Source organism: Cyanobacterium sp. Dongsha4 (genome assembly GCF_036345015.1).
Lineage (GTDB): Bacteria > Cyanobacteriota > Cyanobacteriia > Cyanobacteriales > Cyanobacteriaceae > PCC-10605.
Window position 1 is genome coordinate 488,386 of sequence record NZ_CP084098.1, and the last position, 20,151, is coordinate 508,536.

The window sequence follows — 20,151 nt, forward strand, 5'->3', positions numbered from 1 at the left end:
GATGAAGGATTAAAAATGAAAAATTAGCTTATCCCCAATACCTCAATATCCCAATACCTCAAATACCCCAACTCCGAAATCCTAACTAAATAGTAGAATGTCCTAATGCTAATCCCATAACCAACATTCCTAAAACAAGGAAAGGTTGAGCGCTGGCTTGATATTTAACATCATTTTTCAAGGGATCACGCAAAAAGTACATATCTTGGAAGGTGATTTGGGGAATAACTAGGAGTAATAGTATAGTAGCGTAAAGATTTTGACCTAGATAAATTAAATATCCCCCCATGGCAATCTGAAAAACATCAATCATAATCACACAAATCCAAGCGGCAGTAGTTACCCCAAACATAACAGGTAATGATTTTAAACCTAAAGTGCGATCGCCCTCCACACTTTTGAAATCATTAACCACGGCAATACCTAAACCTGCCATACTATAAACCAAAGTAAGAATAACAACGGTCCAGTTTAACTCTCCAAATAAAGCATGACCTGCCCACCAGGGTAAAGCAATATAACTTGAGCCTAAAGCATAATTACCCAACCAACCATTTTGTTTTAATTTCAATGGCGGAGCGGAATAAATATAAGAAATAAAAGAACCACCTATTGCTAAACAGGTAAGAATAGGAAATTCATGACCTGCCCACACATCTAAACCATAGGCAACTCCAATTCCTGCAAACAATAAAATTAAAATTTGAGCTACCACTTGGGGGACAGAAATAGCTCCAGAAGGGATAGGGCGATAAGGCTCGTTAATAGCATCAATGTCACGATCATAAAAATCGTTAATAGTTTGAGTATAACCAGCTAAAAGAGGTCCAGACATTAACATACAAGTTAAAGCCATCATAAAATCTTCAAATCCCCACACATAACCCCCTGAAGAAGCCGCACCACAGACAACACCCCAAATCAAAGGAATCCATGTGATAGGTTTCATTAACTGAAGCCTAATTTGCCAAATACTTTTTGCTTGGGAAGCCCCTTTCATTCCTAATAGTTGACGGGCTTTAGATCCCTTATCCTCTCGATCTAACTCTACTTTTGTATAGTCTTTATCTTCTGTATTAGTCATTACACTTAAATTGAGACAGCTAATGTTTCTGAATAATTAACAAAATAGCATAACAGGCAGTTAACAATTTGGAATTAGGAATTAGTAATTAAGACAAGGCAATGGGCAATGGCGAAATGGTGAATAGTAAATAATGAATAGTTGAGAATAAAAAACTTTCAACTTCTGAAACCTGAAACCTCACACCTAAAACCTCTTTCCAAATTCTCCGAACCCTGAACCCCCACAATTACCCAATAATACAAGTTTATTTAACTAACATCGGTTTTTTTGCCTCTTGATAACTATTAACTATTTGACGAAAAGCATCTCCGTCTATAGTTTCTTTTTCAATCAACAAATCAACTAAAGAATCTATTAAAGGTCTATTTTCTTGGATAATAGCTTTTGCATTGTCATAGCATTGAGTAACCATAAAGCGAATTTGAGAATCAATTTTTGCGGCTATTTCCTGAGAATATTCAGAGCGACTCATGGGGTCATTTCCAAGGAAAACGGGTTGATCATTTTCTTCCAAAGCGAATAAACCTAAGTCAGACATCCCAAATTTTGTCACCATCTGACGGGTTAAATAAGTCACTTTTTCAATGTCATTTCCCGCCCCTGTGGTTATTTCATCATTACCGAAAATAAGGTCTTCTGCGGCTCTACCTCCTAACAAGCCAGTGACACGGGCAAATAATTGGGTTTTAGAAACTAATCCTTGGTCTTCTTCTGGAGTAAACCATGTTAAACCTTTTGCTTGTCCTCGTGGTACTAATGTAACTTTCTCGACGGGATCATGACCTTTGGTTAATGTTCCAACGATCGCATGACCAATTTCATGATAAGCAATCAGTCTTTTACTTTTACTATCTACAAGGGGAGTACCTTCCATTCCTGCAATTACTCTGTCAATGGCTAGGTCTATTTCCTCCATGGTAACTGCTTCTTTTCTGCGTCTAGCGGTAAGAATTGCCGCCTCGTTGAGTAGGTTTGCTAAATCTGCTCCTGAAAACCCGGGAGTACGTTGAGAAATGGTTTTAAGAGAAACTTCGGGGTCAATTTTTTTGTTGGCGGCATGAACTTCAAGGATGGCTAGTCTGCCTTCTAAATCTGGATAATCTACCATCACTTGACGATCGAATCTTCCGGGGCGTAATAAGGCACTGTCTAAGACATCTGGGCGGTTAGTAGCGGCGATGACGATAATTCCTGTATTTCCCTCAAAACCGTCCATTTCAGTTAAAAGCTGGTTAAGGGTTTGCTCTCTTTCATCATTACCACCACCGATACCACTACCTCTTTGTCTGCCTACTGCGTCAATTTCATCAATAAAAATTAGACAGGGAGCATTTTCTTTGGCTTTACGGAACAAATCACGGACACGGGAAGCCCCAACTCCCACAAACATTTCTACAAACTCAGAGCCAGAAATACTGAAAAAGGGAACTTGTGCTTCACCTGCGATCGCTTTTGCTAAAAGAGTTTTACCTGTACCCGGAGGGCCAACTAACAAGACACCTCTAGGAATTCTAGCCCCGATAGCCGTAAATTTATCAGGACTTTTGAGAAATGTAACGACTTCTTGTAATTCTTCTTTTGCTTCTTCTATACCTGCCACATCTTTAAATTCAATGCCTGTTGCTGATTCCATTTGAAACCTTGCCCGTGACTTACCAAAATTCATTGCCCCGGCGGCACTACTAGCGGAGCGTTTGATGAGCAAAAATAAGCCAACAATAAGCATGAAAAGGATAGCTACTTGGATTGTATTAATAACTTGAGTGCTACTAGCAGAACCTGACTCAACTACAAAATCAATACCTTTTTCTCTAATTTTGGCAATTAATTCAGGATTTTGATTAAATAAATCAACTCTTTCTGGGGATTTTTGATCACCATTTTTTAAATAAACACTAGCTATGTTAGTAGTAGGATCAATAACTATTTTTTGTACTTCTCCCGTTTCAATACTGCGAAGTAAATCACTATAGCTAAACTGTTGAGTTTTATTTTGTTGAGCAAAAGCAGAACTTCCCACCATGAAAGTTTGCATCAAGACTAAACTACTAGCAATTAAATTAACTATTTTATTTCTCTTACTTTTTTGATGACGCTCTAATTTAAAAATACTCATTACTAATGATTCCTGAAAAATAATTTATGAGAATGATGGCAAATGGTTATTAATTTTTCATTCTACTTCCTATTCCCTGAAGAATGCCTTTGCCGATTAAACCAAGACTTTTGCCAACTACTTCTGTAAGCAAATAAACCAACAATTTGCCCAAGCTATCCCCAAGAGACTTGACCCCTTTAGCGAGACTATCTCTTAATTCAATTAAAATAGTAACACCCCATGGTATTCCCTTAATGGTATTTAGTTCTTGATAACGGGGATGAGTAATCTGACAACAGACTATTCCTTCATGGGTCAATCTTAACATTTCATATTGATCTTCAAATATATTTTTAGGATTTTGCCAATATTTTTCTCTGCGATATTTCCAAACTAAATTATTGCGAAACATTGCCACTTTACGAGAAGATTTTAATTCTGGTTGGAAAATATTATGTTTAAGAATAGAGCTATCAGCAAAATTGTTAAGGGTAAATTCCACAGTACAATTAGCTATATTTAAGATAGTGTTTTGTAAAATAATTTCTTCTACTTCTTGACTATTTTCTTCGCCATAAAAGTAAGTAAAATTATCAATGGTAATTTCTTTTTTTTCTATTTCATAGACAAGAAAGTCTTGAATAAAAGGGATTTTTATTAACTCATTCGTTGCTAGTTTTTCTCCCTGATTAATAATGAGATTCACTAATTCTAAATTTTGTTTCGATTCATTTTCTACCGATGATGGTAAGTATCTTTGTAAAAATTTCAGGGTTGAGTTCTGCCATAATTCTTTAACAAAGGTTTCAACTCTTTTTTCTAGTTCTTCTCTATTAAGTTGTAATTTTTCTGTTTCTAATATTAATTCTTGCCATTCTTGTAAAATTATAATTAATAATTCTTTCTGTTTACTATTTATTAATATATCTGTTGCTTGGATTTTTTTTGTGTAATTTTTAAGGCTTTTTTGAATTTTTAACAAGGTTAAATCATACACATTTTCAGGTTGGTTAACAAGAATAATAGCATTTGATTTTTCTGTTTTCGCATTATTTTTATCTTGTTTTTTTACTTTATTCTTATTATCATCATTTTTTGAAATTGATGTTTGATTAAAGTTTAGTTGAAAATTTAATAAAGTGCGATCGCTCTCTGAGAGAAAACGATTAATCAGCCATTTTGCTAACTTTAATTCTCTTTTTCTACCATGCCAATAAATAACATCTGCGGGGGATAATCGGTGACTTTCGGTATAATTATTAATCTCTTTTATTTGTCTCTCAATTTCCTTTATTCCTCCCTGACATTGAAGGGCTAACCAACTATTGAAATTATTTTGATTGCCTAATAAGCCCTGATTTTGAGTTAAATATTGTTCTCCCTTCGCACAAACTCGAATAATTTGAATTAGCTCATCAATTTCAATATTTTTATAACAATACCCTTTAACAATAGAAAAGAAAGTTAAATCATAAATTAATCCTCTCGGATTGACCATTAATAAGATATTTAATTCTGGATATTCTTTAACCAATAAAGATAAATCTTGGAAAAATTTTTTCACCCTATCAGGATACTTTTCCCAATCAAGAGCGACGGCAACTAAATCACAATTATAACTTTTGATCAGAGAAAAAATATCTTTTAATTTTCCTGTAGCGACAATACTAATGTCTTGATAAATCTCATCTTTACAAACCTCTTTTAACCCTAAAGAAAAAATAGGATCTTCATCTAGTAAAATGACATTGATTGAGGATTGAGACTCATTAATAGACATCACATAAACGATTTATTTGAGTATAAGAGGATTTATTTTTGTTATGGGTGAGAAGCTCATTTTTAATTCCTAATTCCTAATTCTTAATTATCTATGATGCTAAAGCAACTTCAATCATTTGCTGTAGCTCACCAGTTTGATACATTTCAATCATGATGTCACTACCGCCGATAAATTCACCATTAACATATACTTGGGGTATGGTAGGCCAGTTGGAATATTCTTTAATTCCCTGACGAATATCATAATCAGATAATACATCAAATGTTTGAAAAGGAACACCGATAGTATTTAATATTTGGACTACATTATTAGAAAAACCACATTGGGGCATTAATTTTGTGCCTTTCATAAATACCACGATGCGATCGCTCTTAACAATATCTTCAATACGTTGTTTTAATTCAGGAGTCATAAGTCTTCAATAAGATAAAAAACAATAAATACAAAAAATTGAGAATTACAGGTTCAAAATAATCTCTGATATGCTCAGGATATAAGATTAGTTCTTTAAACCAGACCAAGTAGAAGGTGTATAGGTTTTTAAAGCCAAAGCGTGAATTGCTTCTGATTGTAACTCCGCTTGGAGGGCAGAATAAACCAGTTGATGTTGTTTAACTTTGGTTTTACCCTCAAATTGAGAGGAAACTACGATCGCTTCTAAGTGATCTCCCCCTCCAGTCAAATCCTTAATTACTACTTCAGCGTCTGGAATTTCTTGCTGAATAGTTTTTTTAACCTGTTCCAAACTCACCATATTTTTTTTAGCTTGGTAATATTTTTGATGCTTAAATAATAGTTATTTTTATCATATCTTAATATGAGATTTACTTCAAAAGTAGTGTTAGAAAAAATGAAATAATGAGAAAAACAAAGGAAAAAAGTGACTAAATTGATTTTAATAATATCAAAATTGATCTTTATGTTTTAGGGTTTTAGTTTTTTAGTACTAGCAAAAATAAATTGGTATTAACAAATACTTTTACTATCTATTGCCCTTTATCTATTAACTCAATCTTTGTCAATAAACTTTTTCCCCGATCCTTTTTTTCTATTTTCCTCGTTAGGGTTTGCTGTTGGGAGTCAGAAGCAAATAAAAATCAAGAGTTTTAAGGCACTAACAACTGTAAAAAGCCTCTAAAACCCAAATTTTCCATAAAAATAAAAGATTTTCTGCCTATTTGCTCAAATATTTTTGATACAAGTCAGCCATTAGGTAAATACAATAACTATACTAAAGTCTTGGATTTTCTTAGATTTATAAAAGCCCTAAATGAAACCTGACACCTACTCTCTTGACATCACTTTTTTATCAACCCCTATTTATTGATTGGGAGATTCAAGGGGAATTTGCACAAAACCGATTTCGTATAATTGTTGATAAGATTTTTTACCCAATTCACTACTAGGATTTTGAGAACGGATAATTTGAATTAAAAGAGGTACAGCTAATTCAGGTTTATTTTGAGCCCTATGTACTAAAGCTAACTGATAAGTTGATTCATCTCTAAAACTAGCTGTTTTTAAAGCACCTGCCCTTTGGTCTTCTGTGATGCGATTATTGATACCAGCAAAACTTTCTGCTAATTGTAGATAAAAATTTGACAATTGGTTAAAAATTCTTCTCGCCTGTTGTAATTTAGTTGCCGCCAAGTCATAATTTTCTTGACTGATCGCTTCTTCTGCTTCCTGCATTAATCTTTGTCCCCCTTCTAAGCTAAGTAAACTCTCCGTTTGATTTATTGGGGTAACGGTATTTTCTTCGATAATTACTTCCTCTGTAACTGTTTCATTTTGAGCTACTACGGAAGAATTTATATTAGTTTGTGCGTAGCTAGGAAGTTGAAAAGCAGTAATAGTGACAACTAATCCTAAACATTGACTAAATCTCATAGAAGATAACAGAGACAACATGAACCAATCCTGTTTTAATTAAATGACTGAATTAAATTTTAAAGTATCTTAACACCTTATCAACCTTTTGCCCGATCGCCTCAAGAAATCAATTTTTGCGCTAGGGATAAATTAAAGTATTTTTCTTCATAATTTACACCCTGTATCACCTGAAATGGTAAGTCTTTTTCCCCTAAATGATTTAAAACTAATATTGCTTCATCAAAATTTTGCTTTTCCGTATATTGATTTATGGTGACAACTGTTTTTAAACCAGCCTTAACGGCGGCAGTTAATCCCTGATTTGTATCTTCAATGGCAATACATTCATGGGAGGATAGATTAAGTTTTTCTAATGCCAATAAGTAAATATCTGGTGCAGGTTTTTTTCTCTCTACCATATCCCCCGCCGCTATTACCTCAAACCAACTAGCCATAGGATTTCCTAAACTGGTTTCTAATAATGCCTCCACATTCGCCACAGAAGCCGTAGATGCGATCGCAACTTTTACCCCTTGAGAATAAGCCTCTTGAATTAATCTTTTCACTCCCAAACGTAAAGGAATAGAATTATTTTCTAGTAATTGACGATAAAATCTACTCTTTTGTAAATGTAAATGAGCAATAAACTCATCTAAAGACTGATTAATTTTAAAAGAAGGCAAATAATTAGAAATATAATATCTAATACGTTCCTTTCCTCCCCCTATCTCCAATAATTCACCATATAAATCCACATCCCAATGCCATGGCAAATTTTCCTGCTCAAAAGCTCTATTAAAGGCTATTCTATGACCGTCTCTTTCTGTTTCTGCGATCGTACCATCTACATCAAATATAATCCCCTTCAGACTCATAAGTTAATACCTTCTGTAAAAATCAAACCCAATTATAACTTCAGTTCGAGATAACATAGATATATTGCATTAGCTAAAAGTTAAATATAACGAGCAAAAAGTCAATACCTTGCCAATAAAACTTAATCAACAACTCAAAACTTTATGAATGCTAATATTTAAGATTATTTACTTTTTCTTACTTTTCATGACCAAGAAAATTAACCGAGATCATGCCCAAAAAAACATCATCCCTTATGTAACAGGTTCAATCAAGAGATTTATTGATAAAAATAATAGATAAATTGATTTTACATCTTTTTTTCTATGTTTAATAGTTTTTATAGGTACAAACAAAATTAATTATCGCTCTCAATGCCTCATCCCACAAAGTTTTTTACATCGAACTTAGGTAAGTTAAGGGTTTTAAGCTCATTATTCAATATTACAAATTAAGAAACAACAATAAGTAATTAAGTCAGTAAAAACTAGAGAGAGAAAAAGAGATAAAATTATTTTACAAATGGGTAAAATGAAATCAGTATTCATTCAATAAAAGAATATTTGAGCAGGGGCAAATCAGTGTTTAAAGATATTGATAAAACGATTGAATTAGGGAATTATCAGGAAGCGAAAGAGAAATTATCTCAACTTATTGTTGAAGAAAAAGATCGTTTATGGTATCGATATTACTCTGCTTTAATTGCGGAAAAAGAGGGAGATTTAAGTTTAGCAGAAAATTCTTATAGAGAAATAATAAAGGATAGTATATATCCAGATCCAGCTTTGATAAAATTAATCAGAGATGGTATTGAAAGAATCGTTAAATTTTATCAATCTAAAAAAGAAGAAAAAAAACAAGAGTTTCGCACTATAGAAGATAGTCAAGATTTAGCTGTTTTAATCTTAGAACCTGTTAAGCCAGAAGATAAAAAAAATCTCGCTCCCCAGTTAGCTAAATTAATGGAGATAGATAATTATACTGCCACTTTACAAATACCAACTCGTAGTTTAAGACTTTACAAAACAGGTAGTTTAGGAGAACTAAAATATTATCAATCTGAATTATCTCAAGGGGGAATACCTTGCTTTTGTCACCCAATAAAAAATATAAATAAAATGGAGGTTTATCAGGTTAAATTTATTGAAAATGATGGTAATATATGCGATTTAACAATAGAAAATGATTTGGAAGAAGAAAAAAAATATACTTTAAATTGGACAAAAGTTAAAAGCAAAGTACAGGGATTAATTCCTATCTTTGAAATGACAACCCATCTGGATGCTAGAAATAAAGTTCAGAAAAAACAATCAACTTTAGACTATGCTAATTTTTTTGATTTACACGTTATTAGCGATAATGTAATATTGCGATTTAGTGACCATTTTTATCAGTTTGAAGCTGGATTAACTGTTGGAGAAAATAGCAAAACAACTCAAGAAAAGTGGAAAAAATTAGTTAACTATTTACAAGGAAAAACATTAGATATTAATTTATTATCTAATTTTAATTTATTTGCTGAAGGTGTTATTCATTTTCCTGAAATGTTAAAACAAATTACCGCCCATATTAATCTTTTTCGTCGAGAAGAATCTATTTGGGATGAAGCATTTCAACTTTATAGTGGTTTAATTTTTTTACAAACTTTATCTCAACAAGAAGATGATAATATATAGTCATAAAATCACTTGTTTTTAGTCAAATATTAATTTTTATTTATTTTTGTTATGGACGGATTGACTTTTTTTCAGAATAGTGCAGGGAAGTGGCGCTCGCAGCGTACTACCCACCATTTACCTTTCAGAAGAGCCGAAACAGGGGGTTCAGAGATAAAAGTAGAGCATTTAGAACAGAATGACCCCAAAATAAAAGAAATCTGCGAAATGCACTCTTTTGACCCTAATTTATCGGTAGGAGGTTCTTATGTTACTTGGGATGGTGCAATGCAATGGGATAAAGAAAATGAAAATCATCAGGGTGAAACAGTATTTGCTTTAATACCTAACCAAGAAAATCCCAGACAAGGAAAACTACTTAGAGAAAGAGGCTACGCTGAAATAGTTCCCGTTGCTGGAGAGTATTATTTAGATCATGATGATGCTTTGATTTTAACCACAGAATATGAAACCATGACTATCCATGAAAAATTCTGGTTTGTCAATGATAATATTCGGATGAGAACAAGCACTGTACAGCGTTTTGGCGGTTTTAATACTGCTACTTTTTGTATTGAAGTAAGAGAAGAAGATAACCAAGTAACCACAGAAGAAATCAAACCAATTTTAAATACACCGTCTATTACAGGATGGTAATTTCTGTACGACTTGCGAGAATAAAAAAGGGCATTTTATTAGGAATTAGGAAATAGCCCTACATATTCCTTTCTGGAAAAAGAGTGAATAATAACTTGTTTATATATACTTTCCCAACAACTTGCTCACTGTTAGGGGGAGTATCTTCTTGCCAACTATCAGTTTTAACCTCTTCTTCTTGTGCCAAATTTTCGTTACTAATATCTTGGTTTTCTTGCTTTATGTGTTCTGGATTTTCTGAAATAGACTCCGCCTTAGTTTCACTTTCTTCTTGATTATTTGTGATATTATGCTTGTTTTCCTCAGATTTAGCTGATTTATTTGACCATTTATTTTCCTGAACTTTATTTTCGGCGACACTATTACTATTTTCCTGAGAGTTTAGTTCAATTTTTCGGGTGCGATCGCCTCTTATCGAACCGGCAGGAATTACATCTCCTGCATCAACACTAACATTATATATAGTAACAGAAGAACCTAAAGAAGCCTGAGAACCGATCACACAATGACCAAAAATCAGACAACCAGCTCCCAAAATTGCATTAGGCTTTATTTCCACATCACCATCATGAGCAGTAATAACAGTACCCATACCCAAACAAACACCACTATGAATAATAATTTTATTCCCCGGAGTTGCATTTAAGATAACCCCCACAGCAATCATCACAGAGGAGTCAATCATGACATCTCCCCGCACATGGGTTGTTTGATTTGTACTAGCTTGAAGAATGGGTAAAGACATCCTGAAGAATGAAGAATTGAGAATGAAGAATATTAAAAGAGGTATCAGGTATCAAGAGAATGAATAAAAACAAAAACCGTTGCTTTCTGCCTGTTTTTTACTTATTACTTTTTACTTATTACTTAAAAAATCTATGGTCTTTGAATGATAGTTTCTAAAACACGACGTTTTGCATTGGTATCAATACCGATCAAACGTACATATTCCCCTGCATGATCCTTTAAGCAACCCTCAAGGGCATTTAAAACTTGACTTTCGTTGGTGCTTTCAATGGGAGAGCAGGACGTCCAAGATTTCGTACGGAAACGACGTTTGTTAGCGTGTTCAGTACCAATTTGATAACCTTGAGCTAATAGAGAACGAACTTGGCCAATAGTCTCAGAATCTAAAGAACTAGAGCCACTATAGGTACTTGTTCCATAGTTACTAGAAACACTGCTACTGACAGAGTTAGAGCTACCATTATTGCTGACACTACGAGCAGTAGAACCGTTATTATCACCCGGACGTTGAATAATCATTTCTAAAATACGACGTTTTGCATTGGTATCAATACCGATCAAACGTACATATTCCCCCGCATGATCTCGCATACAACCCTCTAAAGCACTAATAACTTGTCCCTCATTGGTGCTAGTGATGGGAGAACAAGACTTCCAAGATTTTGTACGGAAACGACGCTTATCAGCGTGTTCAGTACCAATTTGATAGCCTTGAGCTAATAAAGATCGCACCTGTTGAATTGCTTCAGCACTTAAACTACTAGATGAAATAGCACTTCCATTACCATTACTGTAGGAAGAATAACCACTAGAAGCCCCATTACTACTATTGACTACGACCCCATCTTCTCCGGGGCGCTGAATAATAATTTCGGCAACACGACGTTTTGCTTGAGGGTCAACTCCAACAATCTGGACGTACTCACCATTAAACTCTTGCAAATAACCTTGAATTTGATTCAAAGCCTGATTAATAGAATTAGTAGTCACACTAGGAGCGGTTAACCAAGACTTAGTACGGAAACGACGCTTATCAGCGTGTTCAACCCCAATATTATATCCACCCTGAATTAAAGAGCGAATTTCACCAGTCCAATCACCATTACCTTGAGAATAACTACTAGCTCCATTTACCTTACCATTACCATTAACACTACCAAGATCCACTTTGGCAGAAACAGTAGTTACAGAAGCTGGTTGTCCGGGGGTATCTTCAGGACGTTGAATAATAATTTCTGCTACTCTACGTTTGGCTTGAGGATCAACCCCAATTAAACGCACATATTCTCCCTGATACTCATGGAGTAAACCATCTAATTCTCTTAAAATAGCATTTTCATTATTGCCTTGCAAAGAAGCAGTCAACCAAGACTTGGTTTTAAAACGACGAGCATTAGCGTGTTCAATGCCGACGGTATAGCCTTGTCTGAGCAAGGATCTGACTTGATTAGTAATATCTGTATTTAAAGTCATATTATTTTCTGATTGATAAGCATTACTATAGTTAGAAGTAGCTACCCGCCCCGAGGCTTGATTTTGCTCTCTGATAGGGTTGATACAAGCAGAGTTTTGGGAGCAGTGATAACCTGCCGCTAAGGCTTCATTAATATGAACTACATGGGCGGCAAACTCCCTGTCTTCTGGTTGAACGTCTGGAAGGCGATCTGCTTGTTGTTGATTAGTAATAACTGCACCTGAAGGAATATATTTTCCAGGAGGGATTTCTACATCTTGAATCAGAGCGTGCATCATCACAATACAACCATCTCCGACACGGGCATTAAATACCGTAGAGCGAAAACCAATAAAGCAGTTATTACCTACATAAGCAGGACCATGAATCAGAGCTAGGTGAGTAATACAGCTATCAGCACCAATCCAAACGGAGTATTCTTTCCCGTCATCTCCTTGTACTCTACCTTGTTCTAAACCATGAATCACCACCCCATCTTGGATGTTACTACCATCACCAATATAGAAAGGTGTTCCTTCATCAGCACGAATAGAAGTACCAGGAGCAACTAAAACATTAGCCCCTACTTTCACATCTCCAATTAAATTAGAAAAGGAGTGAATATAGGCAGTATCATCTACTGTCGGCTCGGCTAAGTTTTTTGACCAAGGAGTTGGGGGAGCAGCCATTATAGGGACGCTCACTTGTTACCTCCATTAATAATTTTATTTAACTTAAACTATGGGGTTGTCAGGAATATCAGCATCCTCTACCCCTTTCCATTAACTTTTTATTACTTTAGTTATGAATTACAAATTACAATAGTAGAAAAAGTATTTAATATAGTCTTTCGGCATCTTTTTTGCTATACAAAAGTTCCGATGCAACTGTAACTGTATCTATAATGCCCACTACCATTGCATCAATGGGACGTTCCTCATGACCAGTTTCTTTACGAGCAGAACTTCCACGAGTAACAAGTACCCATTCATTTATTCCAGCTCCTACAGTGTCTCCTGCTACTTCATATTCTGGTAGAGGATTACCACTGGCGTCCAAAAATTGTACCAGAAGTAATTTTACCCCTGTAAGAGTTCTTGACTTGTGGGTACTTACTACTGTCCCACATACTTTAGCAATTTGCATTAATATTTAGTTACTATTTTATGGTCTGCCTAAAGGGCGAGGATTCACGCTTTCTCTGAATTGTTCTACTTCTTCTGTGTAACGAATAGGTAAGACGTATTCGAGGTTTTCATGAGGACGAGCGATGATGTGGTGAGATAAAACCTGACCACCTTTTACTCTTTTCACGTTTTCAATACCTGCGGCAACAGAAGCCTGTACTTCAGACACGTCTCCTCTAACGATGACGGTTACACGACCAGTACCAATTTTTTCATAACCAACGAGGGTTACACGAGCTGCTTTTACCATAGCGTCTGCGGCTTCTACTACGGCGGGGAAACCGAGGGTTTCAACCATTCCTACTGCGATCGACATATTTTTTTCCCTATATTTTTATCTTTAGGATGTATGAAAAGGTCAATAAATTAGGGTGTGACACCTCTAATCTTGACAGTTTTTGTAGTTTTAGAGTTATTTAACTACTCTTTTACTGTTAATAGTTACGGAATTGTTCTACTTCTTCTGTGTAACGAATAGGTAAGACGTATTCGAGGTTTTCGTGAGGACGAGCGATGATGTGAGTAGATAAAACTTCTCCTCCGCTTACTCGATTAGCCGCATCAATACCTGCAGCAACGGAAGCCTGTACTTCTGATACATCTCCACGAATAATAACGGTTACACGACCGCTACCAATTTTCTCATAACCAACAAGGGTTACACGAGCTGCTTTTACCATAGCATCAGCGGCTTCTACTACGGCGGGGAAACCTAAGGTTTCAATCATTCCTACTGCAATTGGCATTTTGTTTTTTCCTTGATATACTAAAAATTTGCTTAAATTTACTTGTAAGGTTTTGTATAATCTTATTGCGCGGATTATTAGCTTGATTTAATTTTCATCGTTGAAACAAAAATGTTTTTATTGATGATTACGCAATAGACACGGACTTCCCTAAAGAAGTTTTTCACCTTTACTCAAGATATTTTTTTAATCTATCTAAAATAAGCATAAACAAGCATGGTACGTTTGACAAGATAAACGATCATGATATTTATTAATCTGTTCCTTAATAATAATTAATAGTCAATGGTTCGCTATCTGTTAGCTTGTATTTCAGTTAACTGCGGAGGATATGAAACAGATAACAGTTAAGAGTTATAATTCTTCTGACTCGGTGACTTGACTACTCTTCTGTTAAATTCTTAATTGTTTCTATGGCTATTTTAATTACTGGTGGTGCTGGTTATATTGGTTCTCACACTGTTAAACTTTTACAAAGTAAGGGTTATGACATTCTTGTTTTTGATAACTTGGTTTACGGACATCGAGATATTGTTGAGAAATTGGGAGTTAATTTTGTTGAAGGGGATTTGTGCGATCGCACCTTATTAGATGATTTATTTCAAGAGCATGATATAGAAGCCGTGATTCATTTTGCCGCTTATGCTTATGTAGGAGAGTCGGTAGAAAATCCAGCTAAATATTACCGCAATAACGTTACCTATACTCTCAATCTACTAGAAGGGATGGAAAAAGCAGGGGTTAGAAAAATAGTCTTTTCCTCCACTTGTGCCACCTACGGCATCCCCGAAGAAGTTCCCATTAAAGAAACACACCCTCAAAATCCCATTAATCCTTATGGTTATACCAAATTAGTGGTAGAAAAGATGTTATCTGATTTCCAGAGGGCTTATAATTGGGAATATGTAGCTTTTCGCTATTTTAATGCGGCAGGTGCATCTAGTGATGGTTTAATCGGAGAAGATCACAATCCTGAACCCCATTTAATACCTTTGATTTTGTATGCGGCTCTAGGAAAAAGAGATTCAATCTCCATTTTGGGGGATGACTATCCAACTCCTGATGGCACTTGTATCCGAGATTATATTCATGTGGAAGATTTAGCCCAAGCCCACCTTTTAGGTTTAGAATATTTATTAGACGGGGGAAAAAGTGAAGTATTTAACCTAGGTAATGGTAATGGTTTTTCTGTCAAAGAGGTAATCAAAGCCGCCAAGAAAGTTACGAGTAAAGATTTTACAGTTAAAAATGCACCTCGTCGCCCCGGAGACCCACCTATGTTAGTGGGGAGTAGTGAAAAAGCAAGGAAAATCTTAAATTGGCAACCTCAATATCCAGATATTGAAACTATTATTAGTCATGCTTGGCAATGGCACCAATCTCGGCATAAGTAGGGTGGTTAAAAAAATTTTTTATTTTGGTGAATAGTTGTCTTTATATTGAGATATTTAATCTGAGTTCAGTATAAATTTTCATCTATGAGTGATGGCGAAAAGGGCAGAGGGCAAGGGGCAAAGTTACAAGGGCAATGGGCAAAGGTAAATAATTAAGAATTAAGAATTAAGAATTAAAAACTCCTAACTCCTAACTCCTAACTCCTAACTCGTTTCTCCCCAACACCCTAACACCTCCAACCTGAAACCTATCCTTATCCGACATTTTTAATAAGTATTTTTTTACTAACAATGAAAAATGAACTGCTAAAATAGAGTATTATTACTTTTACGATGTGAAAGAAAAAATGTATTTCGGAGTTTGATTATAAATCAATGTAAGTTTATTCGTCTAATAAAAAAGTACCCTTCAAAAAAATAAAAGAACGTTATTTCAAGATATAAAAATGGCTGTAACTATTGAACAAGAATTATTAAAAGCGGTAAGTAAGCGACGTAACTTTGCAATTATTTCTCACCCTGATGCTGGTAAGACAACTTTGACGGAAAAATTATTACTTTACGGAGGTGCAATTCACGAAGCAGGGGCAGTTAAAGCCAGAGGAGAGCAAAGACGGGTTACTTCCGACTGGATGGAGTTGGAAAAACAAAGAGGAATTTCTATTACTTCTACCGTTTTGCAATTTACCTATAACAACTATCATCTTAATCTTTTAGATACCCCCGGACACCAAGACTTTAGTGAAGATACTTATCGCACTTTGGCGGCGGCAGATAATGCAGTGATGTTAATTGATGCAGCTAAGGGGTTAGAACCTCAAACTCGTAAACTTTTTGAAGTATGTAAGTTGCGATCGCTTCCTATCTTTACTTTTGTTAACAAAATGGATCGCCCGGGTAGAGAGGCTTTAGAATTGCTGGATGAAATTGAGAAAGAATTAGGCTTAAAAACTTATCCTGTCAACTATCCCATCGGTAATGGTGATTATTTTAAGGGGGTGTTCGATCGCCGTCTGAAAAAGTATCATTTATTTGAGAGAGTGGCTCATGGTAGTAAAGAAGCATCGGAAGTTATCTTATCGGCAGATGACCCCACCTTGGAAAAATACATTGGAGATAGTGATTTATTAGCACAAACTCAAGAAGAATTAGAAATACTTGACGAGATAGGTGCAGAGTTTAACCTTGAAGAAATTCACGCAGGAAAAATGACTCCTGTTTTCTTCGGTAGTGCCATGACTAATTTTGGGGTACGTCTATTTCTTGAATCATTCCTTGAATATGCTTTACAGCCTACTCCCAGAAATTCTAGTTTAGGACAATTAGAGCCTACTCATCCCGATTTTAGTGGTTTCGTCTTCAAACTACAAGCAAATATGGATCCCAAACACCGAGATAGAGTTGCTTTTGTTCGGGTTTGTACAGGAAAGTTTGAGAAGGATATGACGGTTAATCATGCCCGTTCAGGAAAATCCGTACGATTGTCACATCCTCAAAAATTATTTGCTCAGGGGCGAGAATCTATTGATGAGGCTTATCCGGGTGATGTAATCGGATTAAATAACCCTGGGGTGTTTGCCATTGGCGATACCATTTATTTAGGGCAAAAACTCGAATATGATGGTATTCCTTCTTTTTCCCCTGAATTGTTCTGTTATCTCAAAAATCCCAATCCCTCTAAATTTAAGCAATTCCAAAAAGGTATTACTCAACTACAGGAAGAAGGTGCAATTCAAATTATGTATTCCGTTGATGATTTTGTCCGTGAACCCATTTTGGCGGCAGTGGGGCAATTGCAGTTTGAGGTAGTGCAATTTAGAATGTTAAGCGAATACAATGTCGAAACAAATCTTGAGCTTTTACCTTTCTCCGTTGCCCGTTGGGTTGTTGACGGTTGGGAAGCCTTAGATAAAGTTGGTCGAATATTTAACACTATGACAGTAAAAGATGGACGCGATCGCCCCGTGTTATTATTCCGTAATGAATGGAACGTGAGACAACTACAAGCCGATCATCCCGATTTAAAATTAAGTTCCATAGCCTTACTATAAATAAAAGTTATCTGAGAAATAAAAATAACTATTATGAAAATATTTGACAAAACTTTACAATCTTGTTAAATTAGTAAGTGAGGTGAGCAAATGACTCAAAATATATAAGTACCTCGAAAATTCATAACTGAAATCATAAGAACATGACTACCACTTTACAGCAACAACAACAGCTTTCCGCATGGGAGCAGTTCTGTCAGTGGATCACTTCTACCAACAACCGTTTATATGTAGGTTGGTTTGGTGTGTTAATGATCCCTTGTTTATTAACTGCAACCACTTGTTTCATCATCGCTTTCATCGCAGCTCCTCCCGTTGATATTGACGGTATTCGTGAGCCTGTAGCTGGTTCTTTATTATACGGTAACAACATCATCTCTGGTGCAGTTGTTCCTTCTTCCAATGCTATTGGTTTACACTTCTATCCTATCTGGGAAGCAGCTTCCTTAGATGAGTGGTTATACAACGGTGGTCCTTACCAATTGGTAGTATTCCACTTCTTGATCGGTGTATTTTGCTACATGGGTCGTCAGTGGGAATTATCCTACCGTTTAGGTATGCGTCCTTGGATCTGTGTTGCTTACTCTGCACCTGTATCTGCGGCAACTGCTGTATTCTTAATCTACCCCATTGGACAAGGTTCTTTCTCTGATGGTATGCCTTTAGGTATCTCTGGAACTTTCAACTTCATGTTTGTGTTCCAAGCTGAGCATAACATCTTAATGCACCCCTTCCATATGCTTGGTGTAGCTGGTGTATTTGGTGGATCTTTATTCTCTGCGATGCACGGTTCTTTGGTAACTTCTTCCTTAGTGCGTGAAACCACTGAAACCGAATCTCAAAACTACGGTTACAAATTCGGTCAAGAAGAAGAAACCTACAACATCGTAGCGGCTCACGGCTACTTCGGTCGTTTGATTTTCCAATATGCTTCATTCAACAACAGCCGTGCGTTACACTTCTTCTTAGGTGCATGGCCTGTAATCGGTATTTGGTTCACAGCAATGGGAATCTCTACCATGGCATTCAACTTAAATGGTTTCAACTTCAACCAGTCTATCTTAGATAGCCAAGGTCATGTAATTGGAACTTGGGCAGACGTATTAAACCGTGCAAACATCGGTATCGAAGTAATGCACGAGCGTAATGCTCACAACTTCCCCTTAGACTTAGCAAGTGCAGAGCCTGTATCTGCTCCTGTAATCAACGGATAAGTTGTATAGGTTGAAAAACTAAAACAATTAAATAAATAAGCAAAAGGCACTCTCTATTAATTTAGGGGGTGTTTTTTGGCATTTGTGTTAAAATCAAGGAAAATAATGATTGTCGTGGGATGGGAGAAAAATTTTTATGCAATCTTTAGAGAAAATTAGTTTAAAAGATTTATATAATGAAGATTATTTGGCGTGGCATGAAGTAACGTTGAAACAAATAAAAAATAGAAATTTAACTGCTTTAGATTTAAATACTTTGGCGGGGGTATTAGAAAATTTGGTTAGAGATATTAAACGCAGTGGTGAAAGTTATTTAAAACAAATTATTATTCATTTATTGTTAATTGAATATTGGGATTCTGAAAAAATTAACCATCGTCATTGGGCTTCGGAGATTGCTAATTTTCGTGATGAGTTGGAAACAGATATGACTACTAATTTGCGAAAACATCTTGAGAAAGAAAGAGATAATCTTTATCAAAAATCTGTTAAATATGTAGTGATTAAAACTGGTTTAAATAAAAATATTTTTCCTAATCAATGTCTTTATACTTTAGAACAATTATTAAATGAAAATTGGTTTCCTCATAATATTGACTTAACAAATTTTTATTCATAGATTTCTTCCATAATTATCACAAAAAGAGCTATATCTTCAAGGTTTAAATATTCAACCCCTAGAAATTGATAAAATATAATATTACTTTCGAACGCACGGAGAAATATAATAATGACTGCTTATACTATTAACTTCGATGTAATTTCTACCATTGATGATGAAAAATTTTATCAGCTTTGTCGTCATAATCCCGAATTAAAATTGGAAAAAAATCAAAAAGGAGAATTGATTATTATGTCACCTACTGGGGGAGAAACTGGGAAAAAAAATTCTGAATTAAATGCTGATTTTGTTATTTGGAATCGAAAAAAAAAATTAGGATATATATTTGATTCTTCCACCTGTTTTAAACTACCAAAAGGTAGTAATCGCTCTCCCGATGTAGCATATATTCAAAAGGAAAGATGGGATAATTTAAAAGAAGAAGAAAGGATAAAATTTCCCCCTTTAGCACCAGATTTTGTTTTAGAGTTAATATCAAAAACAGACTCATTAAAAGATACTCAGGAGAAAATGCAGGAATATATCGATAACGGAGTAAAACTGGGATGGTTAATTAATCCTGAAAAAAAAGAAGTAGAAATATATCGTCAAGGTCAAGAAAAAGAGGTTTTAGATAATCCTAAAACTTTATCAGGAGAGGATATTTTACCTGAATTTAATTTAGATATAAGTATGATTTGGTAAAACATATTTATGCTGTTTAACATATTTTTAAATATTTCGTTTTATT

The 20,151-nt window shown here is 35.1% G+C and carries 19 protein-coding genes; 7 read left to right on the forward strand and 12 right to left on the reverse strand.

Annotation, left to right across the window (positions count from 1 at the left end):
- Positions 1 to 85: 85 nt before the first annotated feature.
- The 7 genes from chlG to Dongsha4_RS02180 form a co-directional block, all read right to left on the reverse strand.
- Positions 86 to 1,084 (reverse strand): chlorophyll synthase ChlG, encoded by a 999-nt coding sequence (gene chlG / locus Dongsha4_RS02150; RefSeq protein ID WP_015219607.1) that lies wholly within the window; start codon positions 1,082 to 1,084, stop codon positions 86 to 88.
- Between the two features lie 247 nt (positions 1,085 to 1,331).
- On the reverse strand, positions 1,332 to 3,203 hold the full coding sequence (gene ftsH, locus Dongsha4_RS02155; protein WP_330204133.1) for an ATP-dependent zinc metalloprotease FtsH: 1,872 nt from the start codon (positions 3,201 to 3,203) through the stop codon (positions 1,332 to 1,334).
- A 49-nt stretch (positions 3,204 to 3,252) separates the two neighbouring features.
- On the reverse strand, positions 3,253 to 4,965 hold the full coding sequence (locus Dongsha4_RS02160; protein WP_330204134.1) for a DUF3685 domain-containing protein: 1,713 nt from the start codon (positions 4,963 to 4,965) through the stop codon (positions 3,253 to 3,255).
- Between the two features lie 91 nt (positions 4,966 to 5,056).
- On the reverse strand, positions 5,057 to 5,380 hold the full coding sequence (grxD, locus tag Dongsha4_RS02165) for a Grx4 family monothiol glutaredoxin (RefSeq protein WP_330204135.1): 324 nt from the start codon (positions 5,378 to 5,380) through the stop codon (positions 5,057 to 5,059).
- 87 nt (positions 5,381 to 5,467) lie between these two features.
- Complete coding sequence (locus tag Dongsha4_RS02170) at positions 5,468 to 5,722, reverse strand: BolA family transcriptional regulator (RefSeq protein ID WP_330204136.1); 255 nt, start codon at positions 5,720 to 5,722, stop codon at positions 5,468 to 5,470.
- A gap of 566 nt (positions 5,723 to 6,288) precedes the next feature.
- A complete protein-coding gene (locus Dongsha4_RS02175; RefSeq protein WP_330204137.1) occupies positions 6,289 to 6,858 on the reverse strand; it encodes a hypothetical protein in 570 nt (189 codons plus the stop codon).
- A 101-nt stretch (positions 6,859 to 6,959) separates the two neighbouring features.
- Positions 6,960 to 7,715, reverse strand: a complete 756-nt coding sequence (locus tag Dongsha4_RS02180) for an HAD family hydrolase (RefSeq protein ID WP_330204138.1) — start codon at positions 7,713 to 7,715, stop codon at positions 6,960 to 6,962.
- 561 nt (positions 7,716 to 8,276) lie between these two features.
- Between Dongsha4_RS02180 and Dongsha4_RS02185 the strand changes: the two genes are divergently transcribed.
- Positions 8,277 to 9,371, forward strand: coding sequence for a tetratricopeptide repeat protein (locus Dongsha4_RS02185; protein ID WP_330204139.1), 1,095 nt, complete (start codon positions 8,277 to 8,279; stop codon positions 9,369 to 9,371).
- Between the two features lie 51 nt (positions 9,372 to 9,422).
- Positions 9,423 to 10,007, forward strand: coding sequence for a phycobiliprotein lyase (locus tag Dongsha4_RS02190; RefSeq protein ID WP_330204140.1), 585 nt, complete (start codon positions 9,423 to 9,425; stop codon positions 10,005 to 10,007).
- A gap of 58 nt (positions 10,008 to 10,065) precedes the next feature.
- Here Dongsha4_RS02190 and Dongsha4_RS02195 read toward each other — a convergent pair whose 3' ends face one another.
- The 5 genes from Dongsha4_RS02195 to Dongsha4_RS02215 all read right to left on the reverse strand — a co-directional run bounded on the left by Dongsha4_RS02195 (position 10,066) and on the right by Dongsha4_RS02215 (position 14,140).
- Positions 10,066 to 10,752 carry a hypothetical protein gene (locus Dongsha4_RS02195; RefSeq protein ID WP_330204141.1) on the reverse strand — a complete coding sequence of 229 codons (687 nt, stop codon included), beginning with the start codon at positions 10,750 to 10,752 and terminating at the stop codon, positions 10,066 to 10,068.
- Between the two features lie 131 nt (positions 10,753 to 10,883).
- A complete protein-coding gene (locus Dongsha4_RS02200) occupies positions 10,884 to 12,896 on the reverse strand; it encodes a ribulose bisphosphate carboxylase small subunit (protein WP_330204142.1) in 2,013 nt (670 codons plus the stop codon).
- A gap of 148 nt (positions 12,897 to 13,044) precedes the next feature.
- On the reverse strand, positions 13,045 to 13,353 hold the full coding sequence (locus tag Dongsha4_RS02205) for a EutN/CcmL family microcompartment protein (protein WP_330204143.1): 309 nt from the start codon (positions 13,351 to 13,353) through the stop codon (positions 13,045 to 13,047).
- Positions 13,354 to 13,371: 18 nt separating this feature from the next.
- Positions 13,372 to 13,710, reverse strand: a complete 339-nt coding sequence (locus tag Dongsha4_RS02210) for a carbon dioxide-concentrating mechanism protein CcmK (protein ID WP_015218690.1) — start codon at positions 13,708 to 13,710, stop codon at positions 13,372 to 13,374.
- A gap of 118 nt (positions 13,711 to 13,828) precedes the next feature.
- Positions 13,829 to 14,140, reverse strand: coding sequence for a carbon dioxide-concentrating mechanism protein CcmK (locus Dongsha4_RS02215; RefSeq protein ID WP_099436084.1), 312 nt, complete (start codon positions 14,138 to 14,140; stop codon positions 13,829 to 13,831).
- A 413-nt stretch (positions 14,141 to 14,553) separates the two neighbouring features.
- Here Dongsha4_RS02215 and galE point away from each other — a divergent pair, with 413 nt between their 5' ends.
- From galE to Dongsha4_RS02240, 5 genes are all read left to right on the forward strand, one after another.
- A complete protein-coding gene (galE, locus tag Dongsha4_RS02220; protein ID WP_330204144.1) occupies positions 14,554 to 15,534 on the forward strand; it encodes a UDP-glucose 4-epimerase GalE in 981 nt (326 codons plus the stop codon).
- Between the two features lie 446 nt (positions 15,535 to 15,980).
- Complete coding sequence (gene prfC, locus Dongsha4_RS02225; RefSeq protein ID WP_330204145.1) at positions 15,981 to 17,585, forward strand: peptide chain release factor 3; 1,605 nt, start codon at positions 15,981 to 15,983, stop codon at positions 17,583 to 17,585.
- Between the two features lie 143 nt (positions 17,586 to 17,728).
- Positions 17,729 to 18,799: a photosystem II q(b) protein gene (gene psbA / locus Dongsha4_RS02230; RefSeq protein WP_015218695.1), complete on the forward strand. Its 1,071-nt coding sequence runs from the start codon at positions 17,729 to 17,731 to the stop codon at positions 18,797 to 18,799.
- Positions 18,800 to 18,935: 136 nt separating this feature from the next.
- Complete coding sequence (locus tag Dongsha4_RS02235; RefSeq protein ID WP_330204146.1) at positions 18,936 to 19,418, forward strand: DUF29 domain-containing protein; 483 nt, start codon at positions 18,936 to 18,938, stop codon at positions 19,416 to 19,418.
- 111 nt (positions 19,419 to 19,529) lie between these two features.
- Positions 19,530 to 20,105 (forward strand): Uma2 family endonuclease, encoded by a 576-nt coding sequence (locus Dongsha4_RS02240; protein ID WP_330204147.1) that lies wholly within the window; start codon positions 19,530 to 19,532, stop codon positions 20,103 to 20,105.
- Positions 20,106 to 20,151 lie beyond the last annotated feature (46 nt).

What these genes read in the sequence shown, in the direction of transcription:
- chlG (WP_015219607.1), bottom strand. Translation starts at nt 1,084, where the DNA reads ATGACTAATACAGAAGATAAAGACTATACAAAAGTAGAGTTAGATCGA.
- ftsH (WP_330204133.1), bottom strand. Translation starts at nt 3,203, where the DNA reads ATGAGTATTTTTAAATTAGAGCGTCATCAAAAAAGTAAGAGAAATAAA.
- Dongsha4_RS02160 (WP_330204134.1), bottom strand. Translation starts at nt 4,965, where the DNA reads ATGTCTATTAATGAGTCTCAATCCTCAATCAATGTCATTTTACTAGAT.
- grxD (WP_330204135.1), bottom strand. Translation starts at nt 5,380, where the DNA reads ATGACTCCTGAATTAAAACAACGTATTGAAGATATTGTTAAGAGCGAT.
- Dongsha4_RS02170 (WP_330204136.1), bottom strand. Translation starts at nt 5,722, where the DNA reads ATGGTGAGTTTGGAACAGGTTAAAAAAACTATTCAGCAAGAAATTCCA.
- Dongsha4_RS02175 (WP_330204137.1), bottom strand. Translation starts at nt 6,858, where the DNA reads ATGAGATTTAGTCAATGTTTAGGATTAGTTGTCACTATTACTGCTTTT.
- Dongsha4_RS02180 (WP_330204138.1), bottom strand. Translation starts at nt 7,715, where the DNA reads ATGAGTCTGAAGGGGATTATATTTGATGTAGATGGTACGATCGCAGAA.
- Dongsha4_RS02190 (WP_330204140.1), top strand. Translation starts at nt 9,423, where the DNA reads ATGGACGGATTGACTTTTTTTCAGAATAGTGCAGGGAAGTGGCGCTCG.
- Dongsha4_RS02195 (WP_330204141.1), bottom strand. Translation starts at nt 10,752, where the DNA reads ATGTCTTTACCCATTCTTCAAGCTAGTACAAATCAAACAACCCATGTG.
- Dongsha4_RS02200 (WP_330204142.1), bottom strand. Translation starts at nt 12,896, where the DNA reads ATGGCTGCTCCCCCAACTCCTTGGTCAAAAAACTTAGCCGAGCCGACA.
- Dongsha4_RS02205 (WP_330204143.1), bottom strand. Translation starts at nt 13,353, where the DNA reads ATGCAAATTGCTAAAGTATGTGGGACAGTAGTAAGTACCCACAAGTCA.
- Dongsha4_RS02210 (WP_015218690.1), bottom strand. Translation starts at nt 13,710, where the DNA reads ATGTCGATCGCAGTAGGAATGGTTGAAACCCTCGGTTTCCCCGCCGTA.
- Dongsha4_RS02215 (WP_099436084.1), bottom strand. Translation starts at nt 14,140, where the DNA reads ATGCCAATTGCAGTAGGAATGATTGAAACCTTAGGTTTCCCCGCCGTA.
- galE (WP_330204144.1), top strand. Translation starts at nt 14,554, where the DNA reads ATGGCTATTTTAATTACTGGTGGTGCTGGTTATATTGGTTCTCACACT.
- prfC (WP_330204145.1), top strand. Translation starts at nt 15,981, where the DNA reads ATGGCTGTAACTATTGAACAAGAATTATTAAAAGCGGTAAGTAAGCGA.
- psbA (WP_015218695.1), top strand. Translation starts at nt 17,729, where the DNA reads ATGACTACCACTTTACAGCAACAACAACAGCTTTCCGCATGGGAGCAG.
- Dongsha4_RS02235 (WP_330204146.1), top strand. Translation starts at nt 18,936, where the DNA reads ATGCAATCTTTAGAGAAAATTAGTTTAAAAGATTTATATAATGAAGAT.
- Dongsha4_RS02240 (WP_330204147.1), top strand. Translation starts at nt 19,530, where the DNA reads ATGACTGCTTATACTATTAACTTCGATGTAATTTCTACCATTGATGAT.